This window comes from Pseudomonas sp. Ps21-P2 (assembly GCF_039672565.1).
Classification (GTDB): domain Bacteria; phylum Pseudomonadota; class Gammaproteobacteria; order Pseudomonadales; family Pseudomonadaceae; genus Aquipseudomonas.
In genome coordinates this window covers 463918-482060 of the sequence record NZ_JBDFPL010000003.1, presented here as the reverse complement: position 1 = coordinate 482060, position 18143 = coordinate 463918, and the positions used below count along the sequence as shown (strand labels likewise).

The 18143-nt window shown below is 62.3% G+C and carries 19 protein-coding genes; 10 read left to right on the top strand and 9 right to left on the bottom strand.

Annotation, left to right across the window (positions count from 1 at the left end; all coding sequences use genetic code 11):
• The first annotated feature begins 28 nt into the window (after positions 1-28).
• The 3 genes from glgX to ABEH28_RS09665 all read left to right on the top strand — a co-directional run bounded on the left by glgX (position 29) and on the right by ABEH28_RS09665 (position 3736).
• Entirely contained in the window at positions 29-2215 is a 2187-nt protein-coding gene (gene glgX / locus ABEH28_RS09675; protein WP_192172129.1) for a glycogen debranching protein GlgX, read from the top strand.
• A gap of 665 nt (positions 2216-2880) precedes the next feature.
• Positions 2881-3210, top strand: coding sequence for a hypothetical protein (locus ABEH28_RS09670; protein ID WP_074885710.1), 330 nt, complete (start codon positions 2881-2883; stop codon positions 3208-3210).
• Positions 3211-3430: 220 nt separating this feature from the next.
• The gene (locus ABEH28_RS09665; RefSeq protein ID WP_282372689.1) at positions 3431-3736 is read left to right on the top strand and encodes a DUF6482 family protein; all 306 of its coding nucleotides are present in this window, start codon (positions 3431-3433) and stop codon (positions 3734-3736) included.
• A 159-nt stretch (positions 3737-3895) separates the two neighbouring features.
• Here ABEH28_RS09665 and adhP read toward each other — a convergent pair whose 3' ends face one another.
• The 5 genes from adhP to ABEH28_RS09640 form a co-directional block, all read right to left on the bottom strand.
• Complete coding sequence (adhP, locus tag ABEH28_RS09660) at positions 3896-4927, bottom strand: alcohol dehydrogenase AdhP (protein WP_346629791.1); 1032 nt, start codon at positions 4925-4927, stop codon at positions 3896-3898.
• Positions 4928-5308: 381 nt separating this feature from the next.
• Positions 5309-6094, bottom strand: a complete 786-nt coding sequence (locus tag ABEH28_RS09655; protein ID WP_282372691.1) for a sulfite exporter TauE/SafE family protein — start codon at positions 6092-6094, stop codon at positions 5309-5311.
• 146 nt (positions 6095-6240) lie between these two features.
• Positions 6241-6744, bottom strand: coding sequence for a cupin domain-containing protein (locus ABEH28_RS09650; protein ID WP_346629790.1), 504 nt, complete (start codon positions 6742-6744; stop codon positions 6241-6243).
• A gap of 71 nt (positions 6745-6815) precedes the next feature.
• Complete coding sequence (gene tam / locus ABEH28_RS09645) at positions 6816-7580, bottom strand: trans-aconitate 2-methyltransferase (RefSeq protein ID WP_346629789.1); 765 nt, start codon at positions 7578-7580, stop codon at positions 6816-6818.
• 129 nt (positions 7581-7709) lie between these two features.
• On the bottom strand, positions 7710-8795 hold the full coding sequence (locus ABEH28_RS09640) for a glycoside hydrolase family 3 N-terminal domain-containing protein (protein ID WP_346629788.1): 1086 nt from the start codon (positions 8793-8795) through the stop codon (positions 7710-7712).
• 301 nt (positions 8796-9096) lie between these two features.
• Between ABEH28_RS09640 and ABEH28_RS09635 the strand changes: the two genes are divergently transcribed.
• The 4 genes from ABEH28_RS09635 (at position 9097) to ABEH28_RS09620 (ending at position 12510) form a co-directional block, all read left to right on the top strand.
• The gene (locus ABEH28_RS09635) at positions 9097-9444 is read left to right on the top strand and encodes a hypothetical protein (RefSeq protein ID WP_346629787.1); all 348 of its coding nucleotides are present in this window, start codon (positions 9097-9099) and stop codon (positions 9442-9444) included.
• 210 nt (positions 9445-9654) lie between these two features.
• Positions 9655-10218 carry a type 1 glutamine amidotransferase domain-containing protein gene (locus ABEH28_RS09630; RefSeq protein WP_192172138.1) on the top strand — a complete coding sequence of 188 codons (564 nt, stop codon included), beginning with the start codon at positions 9655-9657 and terminating at the stop codon, positions 10216-10218.
• Between the two features lie 209 nt (positions 10219-10427).
• The gene (locus ABEH28_RS09625; RefSeq protein WP_346629786.1) at positions 10428-11093 is read left to right on the top strand and encodes a glycosyltransferase; all 666 of its coding nucleotides are present in this window, start codon (positions 10428-10430) and stop codon (positions 11091-11093) included.
• Positions 11094-11235: 142 nt separating this feature from the next.
• Positions 11236-12510, top strand: a complete 1275-nt coding sequence (locus ABEH28_RS09620) for an Nramp family divalent metal transporter (RefSeq protein WP_346629938.1) — start codon at positions 11236-11238, stop codon at positions 12508-12510.
• A 263-nt stretch (positions 12511-12773) separates the two neighbouring features.
• Here the strand turns inward: ABEH28_RS09620 and ABEH28_RS09615 are convergent, their stop codons facing one another.
• Positions 12774-13259, bottom strand: coding sequence for a copper chaperone PCu(A)C (locus ABEH28_RS09615; protein ID WP_346629785.1), 486 nt, complete (start codon positions 13257-13259; stop codon positions 12774-12776).
• Positions 13259-13867, bottom strand: a complete 609-nt coding sequence (locus ABEH28_RS09610; protein WP_192172142.1) for an SCO family protein — start codon at positions 13865-13867, stop codon at positions 13259-13261. The genes ABEH28_RS09615 and ABEH28_RS09610 overlap by 1 nt, the downstream gene beginning before the upstream one ends.
• 440 nt (positions 13868-14307) lie before the next feature.
• Here ABEH28_RS09610 and ABEH28_RS09605 point away from each other — a divergent pair, with 440 nt between their 5' ends.
• The 3 genes from ABEH28_RS09605 to ABEH28_RS09595 are packed head-to-tail and all read left to right on the top strand — an operon-like array spanning position 14308 to position 16693.
• Positions 14308-15339 (top strand): acyl-CoA dehydrogenase family protein, encoded by a 1032-nt coding sequence (locus ABEH28_RS09605; RefSeq protein ID WP_192172143.1) that lies wholly within the window; start codon positions 14308-14310, stop codon positions 15337-15339.
• The gene (locus tag ABEH28_RS09600) at positions 15336-16097 is read left to right on the top strand and encodes a PIG-L family deacetylase (protein ID WP_346629784.1); all 762 of its coding nucleotides are present in this window, start codon (positions 15336-15338) and stop codon (positions 16095-16097) included. The genes ABEH28_RS09605 and ABEH28_RS09600 overlap by 4 nt, the downstream gene beginning before the upstream one ends.
• Entirely contained in the window at positions 16094-16693 is a 600-nt protein-coding gene (locus tag ABEH28_RS09595; protein ID WP_346629783.1) for a class I SAM-dependent methyltransferase, read from the top strand. Before ABEH28_RS09600 ends, ABEH28_RS09595 begins: the two co-directional genes overlap by 4 nt.
• A gap of 8 nt (positions 16694-16701) precedes the next feature.
• Here ABEH28_RS09595 and ABEH28_RS09590 read toward each other — a convergent pair whose 3' ends face one another.
• Both ABEH28_RS09590 and ABEH28_RS09585 read right to left on the bottom strand, forming a co-directional pair.
• Entirely contained in the window at positions 16702-17433 is a 732-nt protein-coding gene (locus tag ABEH28_RS09590; protein WP_346629782.1) for a GNAT family N-acetyltransferase, read from the bottom strand.
• Positions 17434-17515: 82 nt separating this feature from the next.
• Entirely contained in the window at positions 17516-17863 is a 348-nt protein-coding gene (locus ABEH28_RS09585) for a hypothetical protein (protein WP_346629781.1), read from the bottom strand.
• Positions 17864-18143: the final 280 nt, after the last annotated feature.

The window sequence follows — 18143 nt, the reverse complement described above, 5'->3', positions numbered from 1 at the left end:
GGAACTCATTCGAACGTCAGGAATACACATGAGCACGCAAGATAAAAGCACCGCTACACAGAATGAATCCGGCAACGCTGGCAGCCCCGAAGTCACGGCCTCGCGCATTCGAGAAGGCCTGCCCTTCCCGCTCGGCGCCAGCTGGGACGGCCTCGGCGTCAACTTCGCCATCTTTTCCGCCAACGCCACCAAGGTCGAGCTGTGCCTGTTCGACTCGGCCGGTGAAGTGGAGCTTGAGCGCATCGAGCTGCCGGAATACACCGACGAGATCTTTCACGGTTACCTGCCCGACGCCCACCCGGGTCAGGTGTATGGCTATCGCGTCTATGGTCCGTACGATCCGAAGAACGGCCACCGTTTCAACCACAACAAGCTGCTGATCGACCCGTATGCCAAGCAACTGGTCGGCGAGCTGAAGTGGTCCGAGGCGCTGTTCGGTTACACCATCGGTCACCCGGACGACGACCTGAGCTTCGACGAGCGTGACAGCGCGCCCTTCGTGCCCAAGTGTAAGGTCATCGACCCTGCGTACACCTGGGGCCGCGAACAGCGCGTCGACGTGCCGTGGGACAAGACGATTTTCTACGAGACCCACACCCGCGGTTTCACCATGCGTCACCCGTCGGTGCCTGATGAAGTCAAAGGCACGTTCGCCGGCCTGATGGTCGATGACGTGATCAAGCACATCAAAGGTCTGGGCGTCACCTCGATCGAATTGCTGCCGATCCACGCCTTCGTCAACGACCAGCACCTGCTGGAAAAAGGCATGACCAACTACTGGGGTTACAACACCCTGGCGTTCTTTGCCCCGGATCCACGCTACCTGGCCCACGGCAAGATTTCCGAGTTCAAGGAAATGGTTGCGCACATGCACCACGCCAACCTGGAAGTGATCCTGGACGTGGTCTACAACCACACCGCCGAAGGCAACGAGCGCGGCCCGACCCTGTCGATGCGCGGTATCGACAACGCCTCGTACTACCGCCTGATGCCGGATGACAAGCGTTACTACATCAACGATTCCGGTACCGGCAACACCCTCGACCTGAGCCACCCGTGCGTGCTGCAGATGGTCACCGATTCGCTGCGTTACTGGGCGACCGAGATGCACGTCGACGGCTTCCGCTTCGACTTGGCCACCATCCTTGGCCGTTACCACGATGGTTTCAGCGAGCGCCACAGCTTCCTCGTGGCCTGCCGCCAGGATCCGGTGCTGCGTTCGGTGAAACTGATCGCCGAGCCTTGGGATTGCGGTCCAGGCGGTTACCAGGTCGGCAACTTCGCGCCGGGCTGGGCGGAGTGGAACGACAAATTCCGCGACAACATCCGTGCGTTCTGGAAAGGCGATGAAGGCCAACTGGCGGACTTCGCCAACCGCATGACGGCGTCGGGCAACCTGTTCAACCAGCGTGGCCGCCGGCCGTATGCGTCGGTGAACTTCATCACCGCCCACGATGGTTTCACGCTGCACGACCTGGTGTCGTACAACGAGAAGCACAACGAGGACAACGACGAAAACAACCAGGACGGCAGCAACGACAACCGTTCCTGGAACTGTGGCGTCGAAGGCCCGACCGACGATCCGGAAATCAACGCGCTGCGCCTGCGTCAGATGCGCAACTTCTTCTCGACGCTGATCCTGGCTCAGGGCACGCCGATGGTGGTTGCCGGTGACGAGTTCGCCCGTACCCAGCACGGCAACAACAACGCCTATTGCCAGGACAGCGAGATCGGCTGGGTCAACTGGGATCTGGACGAAGACGGCAAGGCCCTGCTGGCGTTCGTCAAGCGTCTGATCAAGCTGCGTCAGTCGTACCCGATCCTGCGTCGTAGCCGCTTCCTGGTGGGCGATTACAACGAAGAACTGGGCGTGAAGGACGTGACCTGGCTGTCGCCAAGCGGCGAAGAGATGACCATCGAGCAGTGGGAAGATCCGAACGGCCGCTGCCTGGGCATGTTGATGGATGGCCGCGCTCAGGAAACCGGTATTCGTCGCCGCGGCTCCGAAGCAACGCTGCTGCTGGTGGTCAACTCACACCACGACGGCGTCAACTTCACGCTGCCGGAGGTGCCGGAAGGTCTCAACTGGACCAGCCTGATCGACACCAATCAGCCGGAAATCGACGGCAAGGACCAGTTCGAGTTCGGCAGCGAGTACACGGTCACGCCGCGTTCGCTGTTGCTGTTTGAACTGCAAAAGGCTCCACAGGCGTAACTGTTCGCGCCTGGATTCATAGCGACACCTGCTTGCCCGCGATGGGGTCAGTCAGCCAGAGATAATGGTTGGCTGATCCGGTCGCGGGCAAGCGTCGTTTCGTCAGCACCCTTTCAAGCCCCCCCGCCCGACTCCCGCACTGTTGCCCCCGGATTCATTGACTTTGTAGTCACGAATCGACCTCCATGTTCTGAAACTACAAAATATGTAGTGCACGAAAATAATCACTACAAAACCGTTGACGAGGCCTTTTGCCGACTGCATAGTGCAGGCGTCTCCCCGATCGGGAGAGCTGGCAAAAGTATTCCGGGCCCGTTCGACACAGCCGTCGAACAACCTCTGGATGTGTGCTGCCCACAAGGCAGATTGATGAAGCCGAACCGGCATGATCGACCCACCAGGCCGAGCGCTGGCGACACGTCCTCATGACACTTGTGGTCGACAACGCAGTCGCCCGTGTCTTCCAGGCGTCCGCCCTTCTCGCCCAGGTCCGATCTTCCCTCTCTGCCGTCATCAATACCCACACGTTGCGGCCCGGCACCGGCTCTGTGTACCGACGGACCTTGCTTGTCAGCGACTGGAAGGACTGCGAATCGACGGACGATTCGCCATTGCGTTTGAACTCACTCGATAGATTAACCAGTGGTCAAAAAGGGGTAACAACCATGAACCTGAACAACCAACCTACCATTGATCAATTGGCTCGACTGTTCGCCGCACGCAAGGACTCCCTTGATAGCCACATCCTCTGGGTGTGCGAGGAAGGCAACGTGCACATGGACGGCCTGGGTGCCTGCACCGAGGAAGAACAATTCGAGAGTCAGCACCCGCACATGCGTGCCCGGCTGAAGATGTACCGCAAGGGCCACGGTTATGTCGGCAAGAAGGCCGCGGCGGACAAGCAGTTCCTCGGCCAGGTACTGGAAACCCTGAGCAGTGAATGGGGCGCCGTGCAGCAAGCGCCTGGCCTGCGCGTTATTGACAAGCTCTGCTGATTGAAACGCCGTTGCCTGCCTGTTTTCGATGGGCAGGCAACGGTGGTTTTTTCGCGGCGCTGATCCCGTTGCAAGCCCCCGCCAACGCCCCCTCGTCCGCCTCCCCTGTTTACGTTGAACTTGGCATCGCCATCCTCTTCCAATGCAAGCGAGCCGCGTCGACGGTTCCGCATCAATCCATGGAACAGACAACGCCCGCGTGCGTAATTAAGGTGCCGTAATGGATCTGGACAAGCTCAGCAAACACGTCAAGGCCGGGGAAGTCACCGAGGTCAATCTGGTGTCGATCGAAGGTGGCTCGTACGCCATACATGCGCTCATGGACGGCAAGTCCAATGCCATCGCCAGCCCGGACGGCAAGGTGCTGCACGTGGCATCGGTCGACGAAGCGCGCAAATGCCTGTCGTCCCTTCAGGACGTGAAGCTGTTCATCGTGCACCCGGTGGTCTACGACGAAATGGTCGGGCAGCCGCACACCACACCCGAAGCGCCCCGCCAGCCTATTCCGTTCCGCTCGGGGAACTGACCTGAATGCGCGCCGGTTCCTGCTGGATGCACACGTTGCAGTAGGACCGGCTTCAGCCGGGAAGAGGCCAGTGAGACCACCCTCAATTCTGCGGCGTGACGACTGATGCCTTCCCGGCTAAAGCCGGTCCTACTGGGTGCATGGGGCAGTTATCGTCAATCACCCGCGAAAATCGATGACGATCCTCGACTGTACTTCGCCGTCACCCAACTCCCTGAACACCTGATTGATCTCGGCCAACGGCCGCAACTCGATGTCGGCCTTCACCTTGCCTTCGGCGGCGAAGGCCAAGGCTTCGGCCATGTCCTGCCGAGTGCCGACGAACGAGCCCCGCACGGTGATGCAGTTGGCGACCACCTCGAACAGCGACAGCGGAAACTCGCCCGGTGGCAGCCCGACCAGCACGCACGTGCCACGTTTGCGCGTCATGCCCACCCCTTGTTTGAACGCCGCCAGCGAGGGCGCGGTGATCAGCACGCCGTGCGCCCCGCCATCGGTGACGTCCCTGACGGCCTGCACCGGGTCACCCACGCGGGCGTTCACCACCGCGTCTGCACCCAGCCTGGTGGCATGGGCCAGTTTGCCGTCGTCGACATCCACCGCACACACGCGCAGGCCCATGGCTGTGGCGTACTGCCCGGCCAAATGCCCTAAGCCGCCAATCCCCGAAATCACGATCCACTGACCCGGCCTGACATCGGCCTCCTTGATGCCTTTGTAGGTGGTGACCCCGGCGCAGATGATCGGCGCCGCTTCATGGGGCGCGAGCCCGGCCGGAATGTGCGCCACGTATTCAGGGTCGGCGAGAATGTATTCGGCGAACCCGCCATTGCGGGTATAGCCGCCGAATTCGGCGCTGGCGCACACGGTTTCCCACGCGCTCAGGCAGTACTCGCAGTGACCGCACGCTGAATACAGCCACGGCACGCCCACGCGATCGCCTTCGCCCACACTGGTCACGCCAGCCCCCAGGGCCACCACGATGCCGATGCCTTCATGTCCCGGAATGAACGGCAGCGACGGCTTCACCGGCCAGTCTCCCCGTGCCGCGTGCAAGTCGGTATGGCACACGCCACAGGCTTCAGTTTTGATCAGGATCTGCCCGGGGCCCGGCGTGGGAATGTCCCACTCGCGAAGCACCAGCGGGCTGCCGAATGCTTCTACAACTGCGGCCTTCATTTTGCCTTTCATAGAGTCTGCCTTCGCCTGAGACGAGCTAAGTTCGAGTAACGGGCGCGAATGATCAGTCATGGAATTGCCTCATGAGCCTCCCATGATCGCGATGGGCTTGGCGGTGGCTGACCTGAATCAACCGACGGCCAGTGTGCTCGCCTGAAGTGACCCGGTATTGATCTGGATCAACAAGTCCTGTTCATCGAGACGCAGCGCTATTGGGGGGCAGACAAGAAGTCAGCTCAGAGGTGCAGGCGCTGAATGTCCTGCAGCAAACACATACCTTTTGGGAGTGAGCTTGCTCACGAAGACGGCATTTCGGCCGCTGGAGAGACAGCGGATGCCCCCCGGCAAACCAGCGCCCATGACCGCTACGTCAACAGGCGCATCCATGCAGGGTTAAAACACCAGCTTGTACCCGATCGCCAGCAGCATCAGCGCCAGACACGGGCGCAGGATGGCGTCGGGGATGCGGCCGGTCAGGTGGCTGCCGATGTAGATGCCCGGCAGCGAGCCCATCAGCAGGTAGCCCAGCATCGACCAGTTCATGTTGCCCATGCTCGCGTGGCCAATGCCGGCGATCAGGGTCAGGGGCACGGCGTGGGCGATTTCGGTGCCAACCAGGCGGCGTGTTTCGAGGAAGGGATAAAGCAGGAACAACGCCACCGTGCCGAGGGCGCCGGCGCCGATGGACGTCAGCGCGACCATGGTGCCGAGGATGACGCCGGTCAGCACCGTCAGCCCGTTCAGCATTCGGCTGCTGAGGCGATAACGATCCCCGGCGTGGCGCTGAGCAAACGCCAGCAGGCGCTTCTTGAAAAAGATCGCCAGCGCGGTCAGGAGCAGCACCACACCCAGCGCTTGTTTGATCACCTGATTCATCGCGTCCGGCGCGGTGTGCAGGCTGCTCAGAAACCACAGCGTCAGCCCGGCGGCCGGCACGCTGCCCAGGGTCAGCCAGCCGGTGATGCCCCAGTCAATGTTGTCGTTCTTTTTGTGAACCAGCACGCCGCCGCTTTTGGTGATGGCGGCGTACAGCAGATCAGTGCCCACTGCGGTGGCGGGATTGATGCCAAACCACAGCAGGATCGGGGTCATCAGCGATCCACCGCCCACCCCCGTCATGCCAACGATGAAACCGACCACCAGCCCTGCGACGACGAAACCTGCGTTGCCAAAATCCATTGCTCTGCCTGACTGCACATTCAAAAGCCCGCGGGCAGGATAGCGATTTTTGCTCTAAGGACTGCTGTTTTTCTTATATCGCGCCTAGATCGAGACGTTCTATGGTTATAACCAAATGGGTTACGGGCACAGGGCTGCCGATTGAATCAAGGCTCGCCCTCCCAGTAATCCAGTGTCGCATCAGGACGCTGCACGGCCGCAAACGCACGTGCTCCGTTGATGGTGACCATCGCCTGATACTTGCCGGAGTCCGGGTATTCGCACACTTCCGGCGTCTCGCGGGTGCTGATGGATAAATACTTCAGCGGCGCGTGAGAGGTGTTGATGATCTGATGGGGGTACTCCGGACCGGGCGGAATGAAGATCACATCGCCGCTGCGGATCGGGAGCATTTCACCCGCCACGCGCAAGGTGCCCTGCCCGTCCAGAATGACGAACATTTCTTCCTGAGCGTAATGAAAATGATAAGGGCACGAGCGCTTGCCGGGCGCGACGATGTCCACCGACGCGCCCAGTTTCTGCGCGGCGGTGCCGGTGCCCAGGCGTGCGGCATGGCTTTCGTACAGCGGGTCGCGGCGCTCGTGCTGCATCGGCACATCGTTGAAGTTGCGAATCAGGCGCGCGGCCAGTTCGCCGGGGTCATTGCTCATGCTCACTCCATCAGAAAAAGGCGGTGTCGATCACGGCTCGCAAAACAGCGGCTTAACGCAAGCCGCAGGCTTCAACGTGTCGCAACGAAGAACAAGCGCGGGAACGGCAGCAGTACCGTGCCGTCGTCCAGCGCCGGGTAGGCCTGGCTGATCGCCTGCAAATAGGTGTCGAGAAAATCCTGCTGCGCCGCTTCGTCGAGCTTTTGCAGATAGGGCCGCAGCGCCGAACCCTTGAACCACTCGACCACTGCCCCATGCCCGCCGGCAAGCGGATGGTGATACGTGGTGCGCCAGACATCGACCTCGGCGCAATGCCCTTGCAGCAGTTCGAAGTAATAGGCGGCAGGGTGTCGGTCGGGGTGCTTGACGTCGCCAATCCTGCTCGCCCACTCCGCACTCGCGGCCATGTCACGGGCCAGACGATGGGCAGGCTCCTCCAGATTGTCCGGCGTCTGCACCGCCAGCACGCCACCCGGGTTGAGCAGGCTGACCAGCCGCGGGTACAGCGTCGCGTGGTCAGGCACCCATTGCAGCGACGCGTTGGCGAGAATCACGTCGTAAGTCTGTGCCGGGTTCCAGCTGCCGATGTCGGCGAGTTCGAATGCAACATTCGGCAGCCTCTGACGGGCGTCGCGCAGCATGTCGTCGGAGCTGTCCACCCCGGTCACCGTAGCCTCCGGGAAACCCTCGGCCAGCACTTCGGTGGAATTGCCGGGACCGCAGCCGAGGTCGACGGTGGTGTGCACCGAGGCCAGAGGAATGGCGGCGACGAGGTCGCGGACCGGTCGGGTGCGTTGCTGCTCGAACATGGAGTACTGCCTGGCGGACCAGCTCATCGTGCCTTCCTTCTGGGTGGACAGTGTGGCGAGAGTAGAACGCGCGGGCCGGGAGTACAAATGGGGTGAGCGACAAGCCATAAGCTGCAAGCTGCAAGCTGCAAGTGGTTGGCAGCGAGCAGCGGGTGTTCAGATCATGACTCGGCGGGTGAGATGACCGCTTGAGACCGGGTAGGAGACGTACAGGCCTGAGTCCACTTGGGCTCTCGACGTTTGGGCGTGGGCGCGAACTGTGTGGGCGGCTGCAAGCAGGGTTTGCGCATCCAGTCCTCCATTGTTTACGGCATCGACGATGGCGTGGGAGATGTCGTCAAGCCCCGCCTCCGCCGACACCAGCAACAGGTGCGCACCGGCATTCAGGGCGGCGACGGCGGTGTCGGCGATGCTGTTGCCGCGCAGGATGGAAACGGCGTCGAGGTCGTCTGACACGATCAGTCCTTTAAAACCCAACGCATCCCTTAGCAGGCCGATGACCGCCGCCGAGGTGCTGGCCGACTGCTGCGGATCCAGCGCCGGGAACACCGCAGGCCCGGGCATGATTGCGCCAACGCCTGCGGTAATGACCTGCCTGAACACCTCCAGCCCGTCGCTGAGCGCGGCGGCGTTGTCGGGCACGGTAGCCCGCGCCACCGCCGGGTCCTGCTCGACCTGATAATGACCCGGAAAGTGTTTGGCCGTGGCGACCACGCCGGCACGCTGCACACCCCGGATGAACGCGCAGGCAATGCGCGCCACCTCGGCGGGATCGGGCCCGAGGTTGCGCTGGTGCAGCCAGGGGTTGACCCCGCTGACCACGTCCACAATCGGCGCCAGGAACAGATTGACGCCCATGACCCTGGCCGAGCTGGCCATTTCATAACAGCGCGACTCGATGTCGGCGGTGCTCATGTGGGTCAGTTCGGTCGAGCTCGGCATACCGGGCACCAGACCGTGCAAGCGCTGGATGCCGCCGAGCTCCTGATCCACGGCGATCAGCACCGGCGCCGCCGCGCACAGTGCCGCCTCCCTGGCGATCGCGGAAAACTGCGCATCGGTTTCTTCCCGGCGGCGCTCGAAACTCATGTTTCGGGCCAGGTACTCATCACGCGTCTCACCCAGCAGGACCGATACGCCGCCAGCGTGTAGATGGCGGCGCACAGGTTCGTCCAGCGCCAGGCTGGCAATCGCCGGCATCAGGACTGACCGGGCAGCCCGTTGCAGTTCGTCGTGTGACATGTGTTCTCCGTCATTCAGGCAGTAACGAACGGGCACATGCTTAAGTGAGCGCTCGTTTTCGCTCACTCTATTCATAAATCGAGCAATAAGCAAACCAATCGAGCAATAAGCAGCGCTCGACTGAGCGAACCCATTGATCAGGATGACCCGTCCAGAAGCTCGGTGACGGCAGCGCAAGCCAGGCTTTAACCCGCGGTGAAATATTTCAAAGCGTGCGCTTTTCATTTGCACGCTTGCTGGTCAACATAGGCGCCCATCGACCCGATCGAATTGTTTTCGTTTTCTAATTCAGGATGAATTGATGCGCCGTTTATTACCGTACTCGTTACTGGGCTGCGCCATCGCCGTAGTGCTGGCCGGTTGCAGCTCTACGCCGAACAACCCGTCGTTCAATTTCGATACCGCCAAGACGCCATCTGACTACGCCAAATGCATCTACCCCAAGTGGCAGCAGATCAAGCCGGGCACGACCATGACCGAGAGCAAGGGTCACTACAAACTGCTGATCTCCGGCAAGATCGCCTCCGATGAAATTCTCGAGGTCTACAAAGGCAACCCCAATACCCGGGTTTTCCTGTACCAGCGCGCCCCGCTGTCGTCGGCCTTTGGCCGCAATGCATTGGAAAAAGCGGTCCGCGAGTGCTTGTGACGACGGTGTCATTACGCTGCGCCGTTTCGTCGCACGGCGGTGATCCCGGCGCCCGAAATCCGGGGGCTCAGCCTTAGTCGTTGCCATCGACCTCCAGCCCGGCCACGCAATCGGGCTGAACTTTCGCTTTTCCGTTTCCCTCTGAAAGTGACACCGCCCGCTGATAGCGGGCGCAGTTCAGCACTTTTTATTTCAGAGGAAAGCGAAAACATGAGCAATCAACTGAACGGCAAGAAGGTTTTGATCATTACGTCCAACACCGGCATCGAGCGCGACGAACTGCTCAAGCCGCTGGAAGCGTTGAAGGGTCAGGGTGCTGCGGTGACCCACGCCTCCATCGAAGGCGGCACTGCGCAACTGTTCCTGAACGACACCGACAAAGACGCCGTCGTGACCTCCGACACCAAGCTGGCCGGCCTGTCTGCCAATGATTTCGATGCACTGGTCATCCCCGGCGGAACGGTCAACGCCGACACCCTGCGCCAGGACAGCGATGCCCAGAAGCTGGTCAAAGCATTCGCCGACGCCGGCAAGACCGTCGCGTCGATCTGCCACGGCCCATGGCTGCTGATCGATGCCGGCGTGATCAAAGGCAAAACCCTGACCTCTTACCCAAGTGTGCGCACTGACCTGGTCAATGCCGGCGCGGCCAATTGGGTTGATGCCGAGGTCAAGGAATGCCCGGCCAACGGCTGGACCCTGATCACCTCCCGCACGCCAGACGATCTGCCAGCGTTCAACGAGGCCATCGCCAAGGCGCTGCTGGCGGGCTGAAGCCTGATTCCCACTCCGTAGGGTCTCGCCATAACGCAAAGCCATCGACGCCGCTATTCAGCGGCGTCGTTGCGTCTGGGATATACCTAAACGCTGCCAGGCGAGTTGGTGGTCTTCGCAAACGAAAATACTTGAAACCAAATTTCCCTCGCTTCGGTCGACATCGAAGGACGCCGCGATCAGCGCAGGTGCCGAGACGAGACACTTCAATGATTGGAATTATTGTCCCCGCGCACAACGAAGAAGATTTTCTGGACGACTGCATCAAGTCGCTGATCGCATCCTCCGTTCACGAAGACCTCCACGGCGAGCCCGTGGAAATCCTGATCATGCTCGATGACTGCTCCGATGCCTCGGCCGGGATTGCAGCCGCTCATGGCGTCAGGACCCACGCATGCGCCTACCGCAACGTCGGCATGACCCGGGCAGAAGGCGCGCGGCTGATGCTCGAGCGTGGCGCGCGCTGGCTGGCGTTCACCGACGCCGACAGCGTCGTGCCCTATGCCTGGCTGGCGCATCAGGTCAGCCTGAATGTGGATGCGGTGTGCGGCATCGTCGAAGTCGATGACTGGTCCGGCCATCCCGAGCATGTGCGCCAACGCTATGACGCGCTGTACCGCCCGGTGGATGACCATCGGCACATTCATGGCGCGAACCTGGGCGTCAGCGCCGATGCCTATCAGCGGGCCGGCGGTTTCAAGGCGCTGGCAGCCCATGAAGACGTGCATCTGGTCGCCGATCTGCAACGCATCGGCGCGTCCATCGCGTGGATTTCCGCGAACAGCGTCACCACCAGCGCACGAAAGGACTACCGGTGCAAGGAAGGCTTTGGGGATTATCTAAACTCACTGGCAGCGGCGTCGCTGTCGAGCTGATGGTTGCCGGGCGCACTCGCCAAAACCGCACAGCAGACCCTGCCTGTCGCCACCTTTGATCACTCAGTGTCCAACGCCGGAATCCTTAATGCCGCCTATCGACCACCCTGCCCGCCCCGGCGACGACACACTCGGCGGGGGCATGCCCAGCGCGAGTGTCGCCATGCCCAAGAGCGGCAACTGGTTCAAGCGGCTGCTCGCGTTCACCGGCCCCGGCTATATGGTCGCCGTGGGCTACATGGATCCGGGCAATTGGGCGACGGACATCGCCGGCGGTTCGAAATTTGGTTACCTGCTGCTGTCGGTTATCTTGCTGTCGAATCTGATGGCCATCGTGTTGCAAGCGCTGTCCGCGCGTCTTGGGATCGTCACCGGTTGGGATCTGGCGCGGGCCTGCCGCGAACGTTGCAGCAAGCCGGTGTGCATTGCCCTGTGGATTGCCTGCGAGATTGCGATCATCGCCTGCGACCTGGCCGAGGTGATCGGCACCGCCATTGCGCTGAACCTGCTGTTCGGCATCCCGCTCATATGGGGCGCGGTGATTTCGGCGGTCGATGTGTTTCTTATTTTTCTGCTCATGGGCCGCGGGTTTCGGGCGCTCGAGGCGTTTGTCATCGCACTGCTGCTGGTCATCTTCGGCTGCTTCGCGATCCAGATGGTGCTGGCCCAGCCTGATCTGGCGGAGCTGTTCGCCGGTTTCATTCCCAAGGCCGAGGTGGTCACCAATCCCGAGGCGCTGTATCTGGCAATCGGCATCATTGGCGCGACGGTGATGCCGCACAACTTGTACCTGCACTCCTCCATCGTGCAGACCCGCGCCTATCCGCGCACGGATGAAGGCCGGCGCATCGGCCTGCGCTGGGCAGTGACCGACAGCACCATCGCGCTGACCCTGGCCCTGTTCGTCAACGCGGCGATTCTCATTACAGCAGCGACGGTGTTTCACAAGGCCGGCAAGACCGACGTGGTGGAAATCGAACAGGCTTATCACTTGCTCTCGCCGATGCTGGGCGTGGGCATGGCGTCGATGCTGTTCGGCGTGGCGTTGCTGGCGTCGGGGATCAACTCCACAGTCACGGCGACCCTGGCCGGGCAGATCGTCATGGAAGGCTTTCTGCGTATGCGCCTGCCGGGCTGGATCCGCCGCCTGCTGACCCGTGGGCTGGCGATCATTCCGGTGATTGTGGTGACTAGCATCTATGGGGCTCAGGGAACGGCTAAATTGCTGGTACTGAGTCAGGTCATCCTGTCGATGCAACTGCCCTTCGCCATCGTCCCGCTGGTGCGCTTCGTGTCGGACCGCAAGCTGATGGGTGATTTCGTGACCGGGCCCATTCTGACGACCCTGGCCTGGGGCATCGCGCTGTTGATCATCGTGCTGAACGTGGTGTTGCTGCTGGGGGCGTTTGGGGATTGAAGCGTGTCCCACAGGAGAACGCATTCTATTTGTGGGACCGGCTTTAGCCGGGAAGACGTCGGTTCGGACACCATCCATTCTGCGACGTGGCGCCTGACGCTTTCCCGGCTGAAGCCAGTCATACCGGAATCCGCGGTGCCTTTGCGGGACCGGCTTTCGCCGGGAAGACGCCGGTTCGAACACCATCAATTCTGCGGCGTGGCACCTGACGCTTTCCCGGCTGAAGCCGGTCCTACGAGAGGTACGCAGATAAGCGCTCCTGCTTAATGCGTCATTCCGTGGTCATGGGCCATGTCCATCGGTGCTGTCGCGGCGCGGGCCGGGGCGCTGACGTTCACCACTTCGGTCTCACCCTCGGCGTTCTTCACGGTCAGGGTCAGTGGCACCTGGTCGCCCTCTTTGATCTGACCATTCAGGCCCATGAGCATGACGTGGTAGCCATCGGGGTCCAGCGCCACGGTCTCGCCCGCAGGCAGCGGCACAGCGTCGACCGGGCCCATGCGCATGACGTCGTTGGTCATGCTCATCTCGTGGATCTGCACGTCCTTCGCCACCGGCGAGCTGACGCTGAGCAGCGTGCTGTCGGTGTCGGCGGTGATGCGCATGAAGGCACCGGATGAAGGCTGCCCGGCCACCGTCGCACGCACCCACGGATCCTCGACCCGCGTCTGCGCAACCGCACTCAGGCTGACGCCGGCCAACAGAGAGACAAGCAACGAGCGCGATACAGCATTCAACAAAGCATTCATCAGCAGACTTCCATGACAGTGAGCAAATCTTCCGCGCATTGCTTGGCGGAAAGCGAAGGCGACAGCCCCAGGCGCAGATTGCCCCTAGAGTCGAACACGAAGCTGGTGGCGGTGTGGGACATGGTGTAGGTGTTCCCCGCCGGGACCTTTTCGTAGAACACGCCGAATTCTTTGGCGACGTGGGCGGTCTCTTCCAGCGTGCCGCGCAGGGCAACGAACGTCGGATCGAACTGTTTGACGTAGGCGTCGAGAATCTGCGGCGTGTCGCGCTCGGGGTCGACGGTGATGAAGATCACCTGCAGCGTCTTGCCGTCCTCGCCCATCATCTTTTTGATCTGCGCAGCGCGGGCCAGCGCCGTGGGGCACACCGCCGGGCACTGGGTGAAGCCGAAAAACACCATCGGCATCAACCCGCGATAACTCGACAGGGTTTTGACCTCACCGTCGGTGTCGGTCAACTTGAAGGTCCGGCCCATGATCTTGTTGCTCAGATCTTTGCCGTACTTGAAATCCAGCGCAGTGGTCGAACCGTCACAGCCGGCCAGCAGGCCCAGCCCCAACAGGCCCATGCCGGTGACCACCTGACGGCGGGTCAGAAACTCATTCATCTGGCGAACTCTCGAAAGCAGCGGCTGGCGCCAACGCCAACCCTTTTTTCGTCCACCTCGCCGGGCGCAGGCGTTGATTGGCAGTCGCACTGCAGCAGCGAGGGACGAAGCGAAAAAAACAGGTGCCCGACAGTGTCGCGCAAAACCGGCTTGAATAGGTTACCAGCGGATTTTACGCAGGCCATCCGACGACGCTGCACGCCTTGACGCCCATGGGTCGGGAAACGCCCACTGCGACAAAACCGCGCACCTGACTGCAAGGCGCCGATCACCGCCCTCTTGAGTGCTCCCTGCCAGAGGCAACCGAACCGGCTGGCAGAAGAAATGTTTGAACCCCGCCCCGCTGGCGCTGCCGAATTCCATCAGCAGGCCGCGCAAGCGGGCCAGGCAGAAAGCCCGCGCACCTCGCGTCGGCGTCAACGGGTCGGAGACAGTCAGCCATGCGGGACGATGCACAAGGACTTGAATCACTGCTGGCGGATTTCGCCCACCGTGACAATCCCCACGTGCCGGACGCGCCCCTGCGGCACGCCATGCAGCGCTGCCTCGACAGCGGACTCGATCAACTGCCGTTGCCCGGCAGCGGTCGCACCCTCGAACGCTGGCGCCAATTGGCAACGGTGGCGGGCCTCGATCTGGCGCTGCTCAAACTCTACGAAGGCCATACCGACGCCCTCGCCATTCTGAAAGAACTTGGCGCCGCACCTTTCGATGCACCCGGCATCTGGGGCGTATGGGCCGCCGAACCGCCCGACGCCAAGGTCGGCGTCAGCCAGCGCCACGGCGACAAGGTCCGCCTCAACGGCCGCAAGGCCTGGTGCTCCGGCGCCCAACAGCTGGATTACGCCCTGCTCACCGCCTGGGCCAGCGACGAGGCGCCGCAATTGGTGGCCGTCGATTTGAAGCAGCCGGGCGTGCGCTTCAGCAGCGAGACTTGGCAGGCCGTGGGCATGGCCGGTACCGCCAGCGGCGACGTGCACTTCGACGGCGCGGTCGGCATATGCGTGGGCAATAGCGGCGACTATCTGACCCGGCCAGGGTTCTGGCAAGGCGGCGCCGGGATCGCTGCCGCCTGGTACGGCGCGGCAGTGGCGCTGGCGAAAAGCTTGCGCACGCACCGACACCACGGACGGCCAGAACCCCATGCCGACGCCCATCTGGGCAGCGTGGATGCAGCGCTGTGTGGCGCGGCGGCGGCCTTGCGCGAATGCGCGTCATGGATCGACGCCCATCCGCAAGACGACGCGAGCCTGAAGGTGCAGCGCCTGCGGGCGCAGGTCGAGATGGCGGTTGAACAGGTGTGCCGACATGTCGGCCGGGCGCTGGGCGCAACACCGTTCTGCCGCGATCCGCACTTTGCGCGGCTGGCCGCCGACCTGCAGGTGTTTATCCGACAAAGCCACGCCGAGCGTGACCTGGCGCACCTGGGCCAGCGAGTCGCCACGGTCGAACCCGAGGATTGGTCACTATGAACGAAGCACAGCCATTCGGCGTCAGCGGGACACCGTTGAGCGCCTGGGAGAACAGCGTGGCGTTGCGCGGCGTGCGCCCGATCACCCTGGAAGAACTGGTTCCACCCGGTTCACGCCTGATCGTGCTCGCGCCGCATCCCGACGACGAGGTGCTGACCTGCGGCGGACTGCTCGCGGCGATGGCCCAGCGGCAGAACGACGTGCACCTGGTTGCCGTCACCGACGGTGAAGGCAGCCATCCGCACTCGCCGCTGTGGCCCATGCAACGCCTGCGCACCGAGCGTCGGCGGGAAAGCCAGCAAGCTGTCGCGCACCTGGGCCTGGACGTGTCGAGGTTGTCCTGGCAACGGCTCGGCATGGGCGATGGTCAGGTGGCCGAGCATGCCGAGTCATTGATTGCGCTGCTCAGCGAAGACCTGCGTCCCTCGGATGTGTTGCTGACCACCTGGCGCCACGACGGCCACTGCGACCACGAAGCCGTCGGCCATTGCGCGGCCCAGGCGGCGGCCAACACCGGCGCGACACTCGTGGAAATTCCGGTGTGGGCCTGGCATTGGGCGGAACCGAATGACCCGCGCATCCCCTGGGAACAGGCCCGCAAATTCTGGCTCAGCGATGAGCAACTGCGGCGCAAGCGCGACGCCATCGGTGCTCACTTGAGTCAGTTGGAAAACGACCCGAGCACCGGCGCGCCCGCGGTGCTGAACCCGCAAACGCTGGAGCGTCTGCTGCAACCCTTCGAACTGGTGTTTCTGTGAGCATTACAGGTGAGTATTTCGACGAACTGTTCGCCAGCAGCGACGACCCCTGGGCCTTTCGCACGCGCTGGTACGAGCATCGCAAACGCGATCTGACCCTCGCCGCCCTGCCGCGCCAGCGCTACGCCCGCATCTTCGAGCCGGGCTGCGCCAATGGCGAGTTGAGCCTGCGCCTGGCCGAACGGTGCGACGCATTGTTGTGCATGGACCTCAGCCCCCGAGCCGTCACCCTGGCCCGCTATCGCCTGAGTGCGCACGCCCATGTGCAAGTGCTGGAAGGTTGTCTGCCCCAGGACTGGCCTGCCGGGCAATTCGATCTGGTGGTGATCAGCGAATGGGCCTATTACCTGACGCCGGATGCCTTTGGCGAGATCATTGAGCGCATTCGTGAAAGCCTGACGCCCGATGGCGCGGTGCTGGCGTGCCACTGGCTGCACCCCATCGAAGGCTGCCCCATGGAGGGACGCGAAGTGCATCAGGTCCTCGCGCGGCACTTGGCGATGGAACGCACGCTGCATCACGCCGAGCGGGATTTCCTGCTGGAAATGTGGAGCAAGGACTCACGCGGAATCGACCTCAACGAGGCCGTTCGCTGATTCGGGCGTCAAACCAGCTTCGTGCCGATGAAGGCCTGCGCCCCTGAGTCGCCCAGCAGTCCGTTGACGAACAGGCGCGACTGCCGGGTCAACTGGTCAATGTGCCGATCGCGCTGTTTTTCCGCATCGGTCATCGCACGCTTGCCGTGCTGCTTCAACAGATAGCTGTGGATCTGCCGCACTTCCAGCGAGTTGTAGATCGGTGCGATGTCCAGCACCGCCAACAACCCGTCGGTTTGCTGATCGCGGGTGTTCATCAACACCTGCGGCCCGCGTGCTCCCAGCACCTGAAAGCCCAGCGCCTCGAACACCGGCACTTTCGCAACGAAGCACGCCAGCTCGGCATGGGGATAGCGTTCGGTCATTTTCTCCAGCATGGCCCGCGCCACGCCCTGACGACGGCGGGCCGTCTGCACTGCCATGTACGCCACGGCGCATGCCTGCGGGTCCTGTTGAACCGGCAGATAGAGCAAGAAGCCGATGACGACCGAAGGGTCCTCGGCATCCAGCGCCACGATCAATTCCACCGCAATCCCCCGCGATCCGTCCATCGCCTGCACGTACTGATGCACCTCATGGCCGACGCCGTATTGATACAGCGGGTACAACGGATTGCTCGGGGCGATGGCGACCATGCTGAGCTCGGTGACGTAGTCGATCACCATCTGCATGATCTGGCTCTTGATTGATTCCGGTGGCGTGGCGTCGAGGCGCATGACAGTAAACGTGGGGCTGGGCATCGTGATTCTGAATCCGGGGTCGGGCGGTGGGTTCGAGCCGTGCATGATACCCGCGCACTGCCTCATTTACCGAACCCTGCCGCTAATGCGAAGCCCAGTGGGACAGTTTGCGCTGGACATCAGCAGCACCTGCCAGGCACTCGCTGGCGGAGTGGCCCGGTGCGCTGCGTTGCAGCGTAGTGACCGGCCTGCCGGGAGGGGAATAGATGGTGATCTGCCGTGCCCCCACCGGCTGAAATTCGATGCGGGTGCCATCTTCCAGATACAGCGCCTCATCGGCGTATTTTCCGTCCATCGCGTGGTAATAAGGCGGAGCGCTCAAGCAGGTGCGCAGGTCGCCGTCCTCGAAGATTTCCACGTAGAACGTGCCGCCGGCATGGGGGCCGGCCCAGAGTCCGGTCAGGTGCTCGGGTGGGGAAGACGCGCTCACGGAGGTGTAATCCACCAATGACAAGCCCGTCGCGGCCTTGCTCGTGCACCCGGACACACACACTAAAACCGCCGCTGTCAGTAGCACCGTTGTGGCTCGCGTCCTGCTTAACCATTTGTGCATAGTAAACGTACACTTTCAGCGCGTTATTGACTGGCAGGCATGGGGCAACCGATGGATGCCAACTCGTACGCCTGCTGTAAGTTGAATGGGCTGTAATGACTCTAGTACGCAGGCACAGGCCTCGCAACTTTGGCAATGCAATACCGCCGCCGCTGAA

Bases quoted from the DNA above. Each gene is read 5' to 3' on its own strand.
- ABEH28_RS09590 (WP_346629782.1), bottom strand. From the start codon at position 17,433: ATGCCCAGCCCCACGTTTACTGTCATGCGCCTCGACGCCACGCCACCG.
- tam (WP_346629789.1), bottom strand. From the start codon at position 7,580: ATGAGCTGGTCCGCCAGGCAGTACTCCATGTTCGAGCAGCAACGCACC.
- ABEH28_RS09600 (WP_346629784.1), top strand. From the start codon at position 15,336: ATGAACGAAGCACAGCCATTCGGCGTCAGCGGGACACCGTTGAGCGCC.
- glgX (WP_192172129.1), top strand. From the start codon at position 29: ATGAGCACGCAAGATAAAAGCACCGCTACACAGAATGAATCCGGCAAC.
- ABEH28_RS09620 (WP_346629938.1), top strand. From the start codon at position 11,236: ATGCCCAGCGCGAGTGTCGCCATGCCCAAGAGCGGCAACTGGTTCAAG.
- ABEH28_RS09635 (WP_346629787.1), top strand. From the start codon at position 9,097: ATGCGCCGTTTATTACCGTACTCGTTACTGGGCTGCGCCATCGCCGTA.
- ABEH28_RS09615 (WP_346629785.1), bottom strand. From the start codon at position 13,259: ATGAATGCTTTGTTGAATGCTGTATCGCGCTCGTTGCTTGTCTCTCTG.
- ABEH28_RS09625 (WP_346629786.1), top strand. From the start codon at position 10,428: ATGATTGGAATTATTGTCCCCGCGCACAACGAAGAAGATTTTCTGGAC.
- ABEH28_RS09665 (WP_282372689.1), top strand. From the start codon at position 3,431: ATGGATCTGGACAAGCTCAGCAAACACGTCAAGGCCGGGGAAGTCACC.
- ABEH28_RS09610 (WP_192172142.1), bottom strand. From the start codon at position 13,867: ATGAATGAGTTTCTGACCCGCCGTCAGGTGGTCACCGGCATGGGCCTG.
- ABEH28_RS09650 (WP_346629790.1), bottom strand. From the start codon at position 6,744: ATGAGCAATGACCCCGGCGAACTGGCCGCGCGCCTGATTCGCAACTTC.
- ABEH28_RS09655 (WP_282372691.1), bottom strand. From the start codon at position 6,094: ATGGATTTTGGCAACGCAGGTTTCGTCGTCGCAGGGCTGGTGGTCGGT.
- ABEH28_RS09630 (WP_192172138.1), top strand. From the start codon at position 9,655: ATGAGCAATCAACTGAACGGCAAGAAGGTTTTGATCATTACGTCCAAC.
- adhP (WP_346629791.1), bottom strand. From the start codon at position 4,927: ATGAAAGGCAAAATGAAGGCCGCAGTTGTAGAAGCATTCGGCAGCCCG.
- ABEH28_RS09640 (WP_346629788.1), bottom strand. From the start codon at position 8,795: ATGTCACACGACGAACTGCAACGGGCTGCCCGGTCAGTCCTGATGCCG.
- ABEH28_RS09605 (WP_192172143.1), top strand. From the start codon at position 14,308: ATGCGGGACGATGCACAAGGACTTGAATCACTGCTGGCGGATTTCGCC.
- ABEH28_RS09670 (WP_074885710.1), top strand. From the start codon at position 2,881: ATGAACCTGAACAACCAACCTACCATTGATCAATTGGCTCGACTGTTC.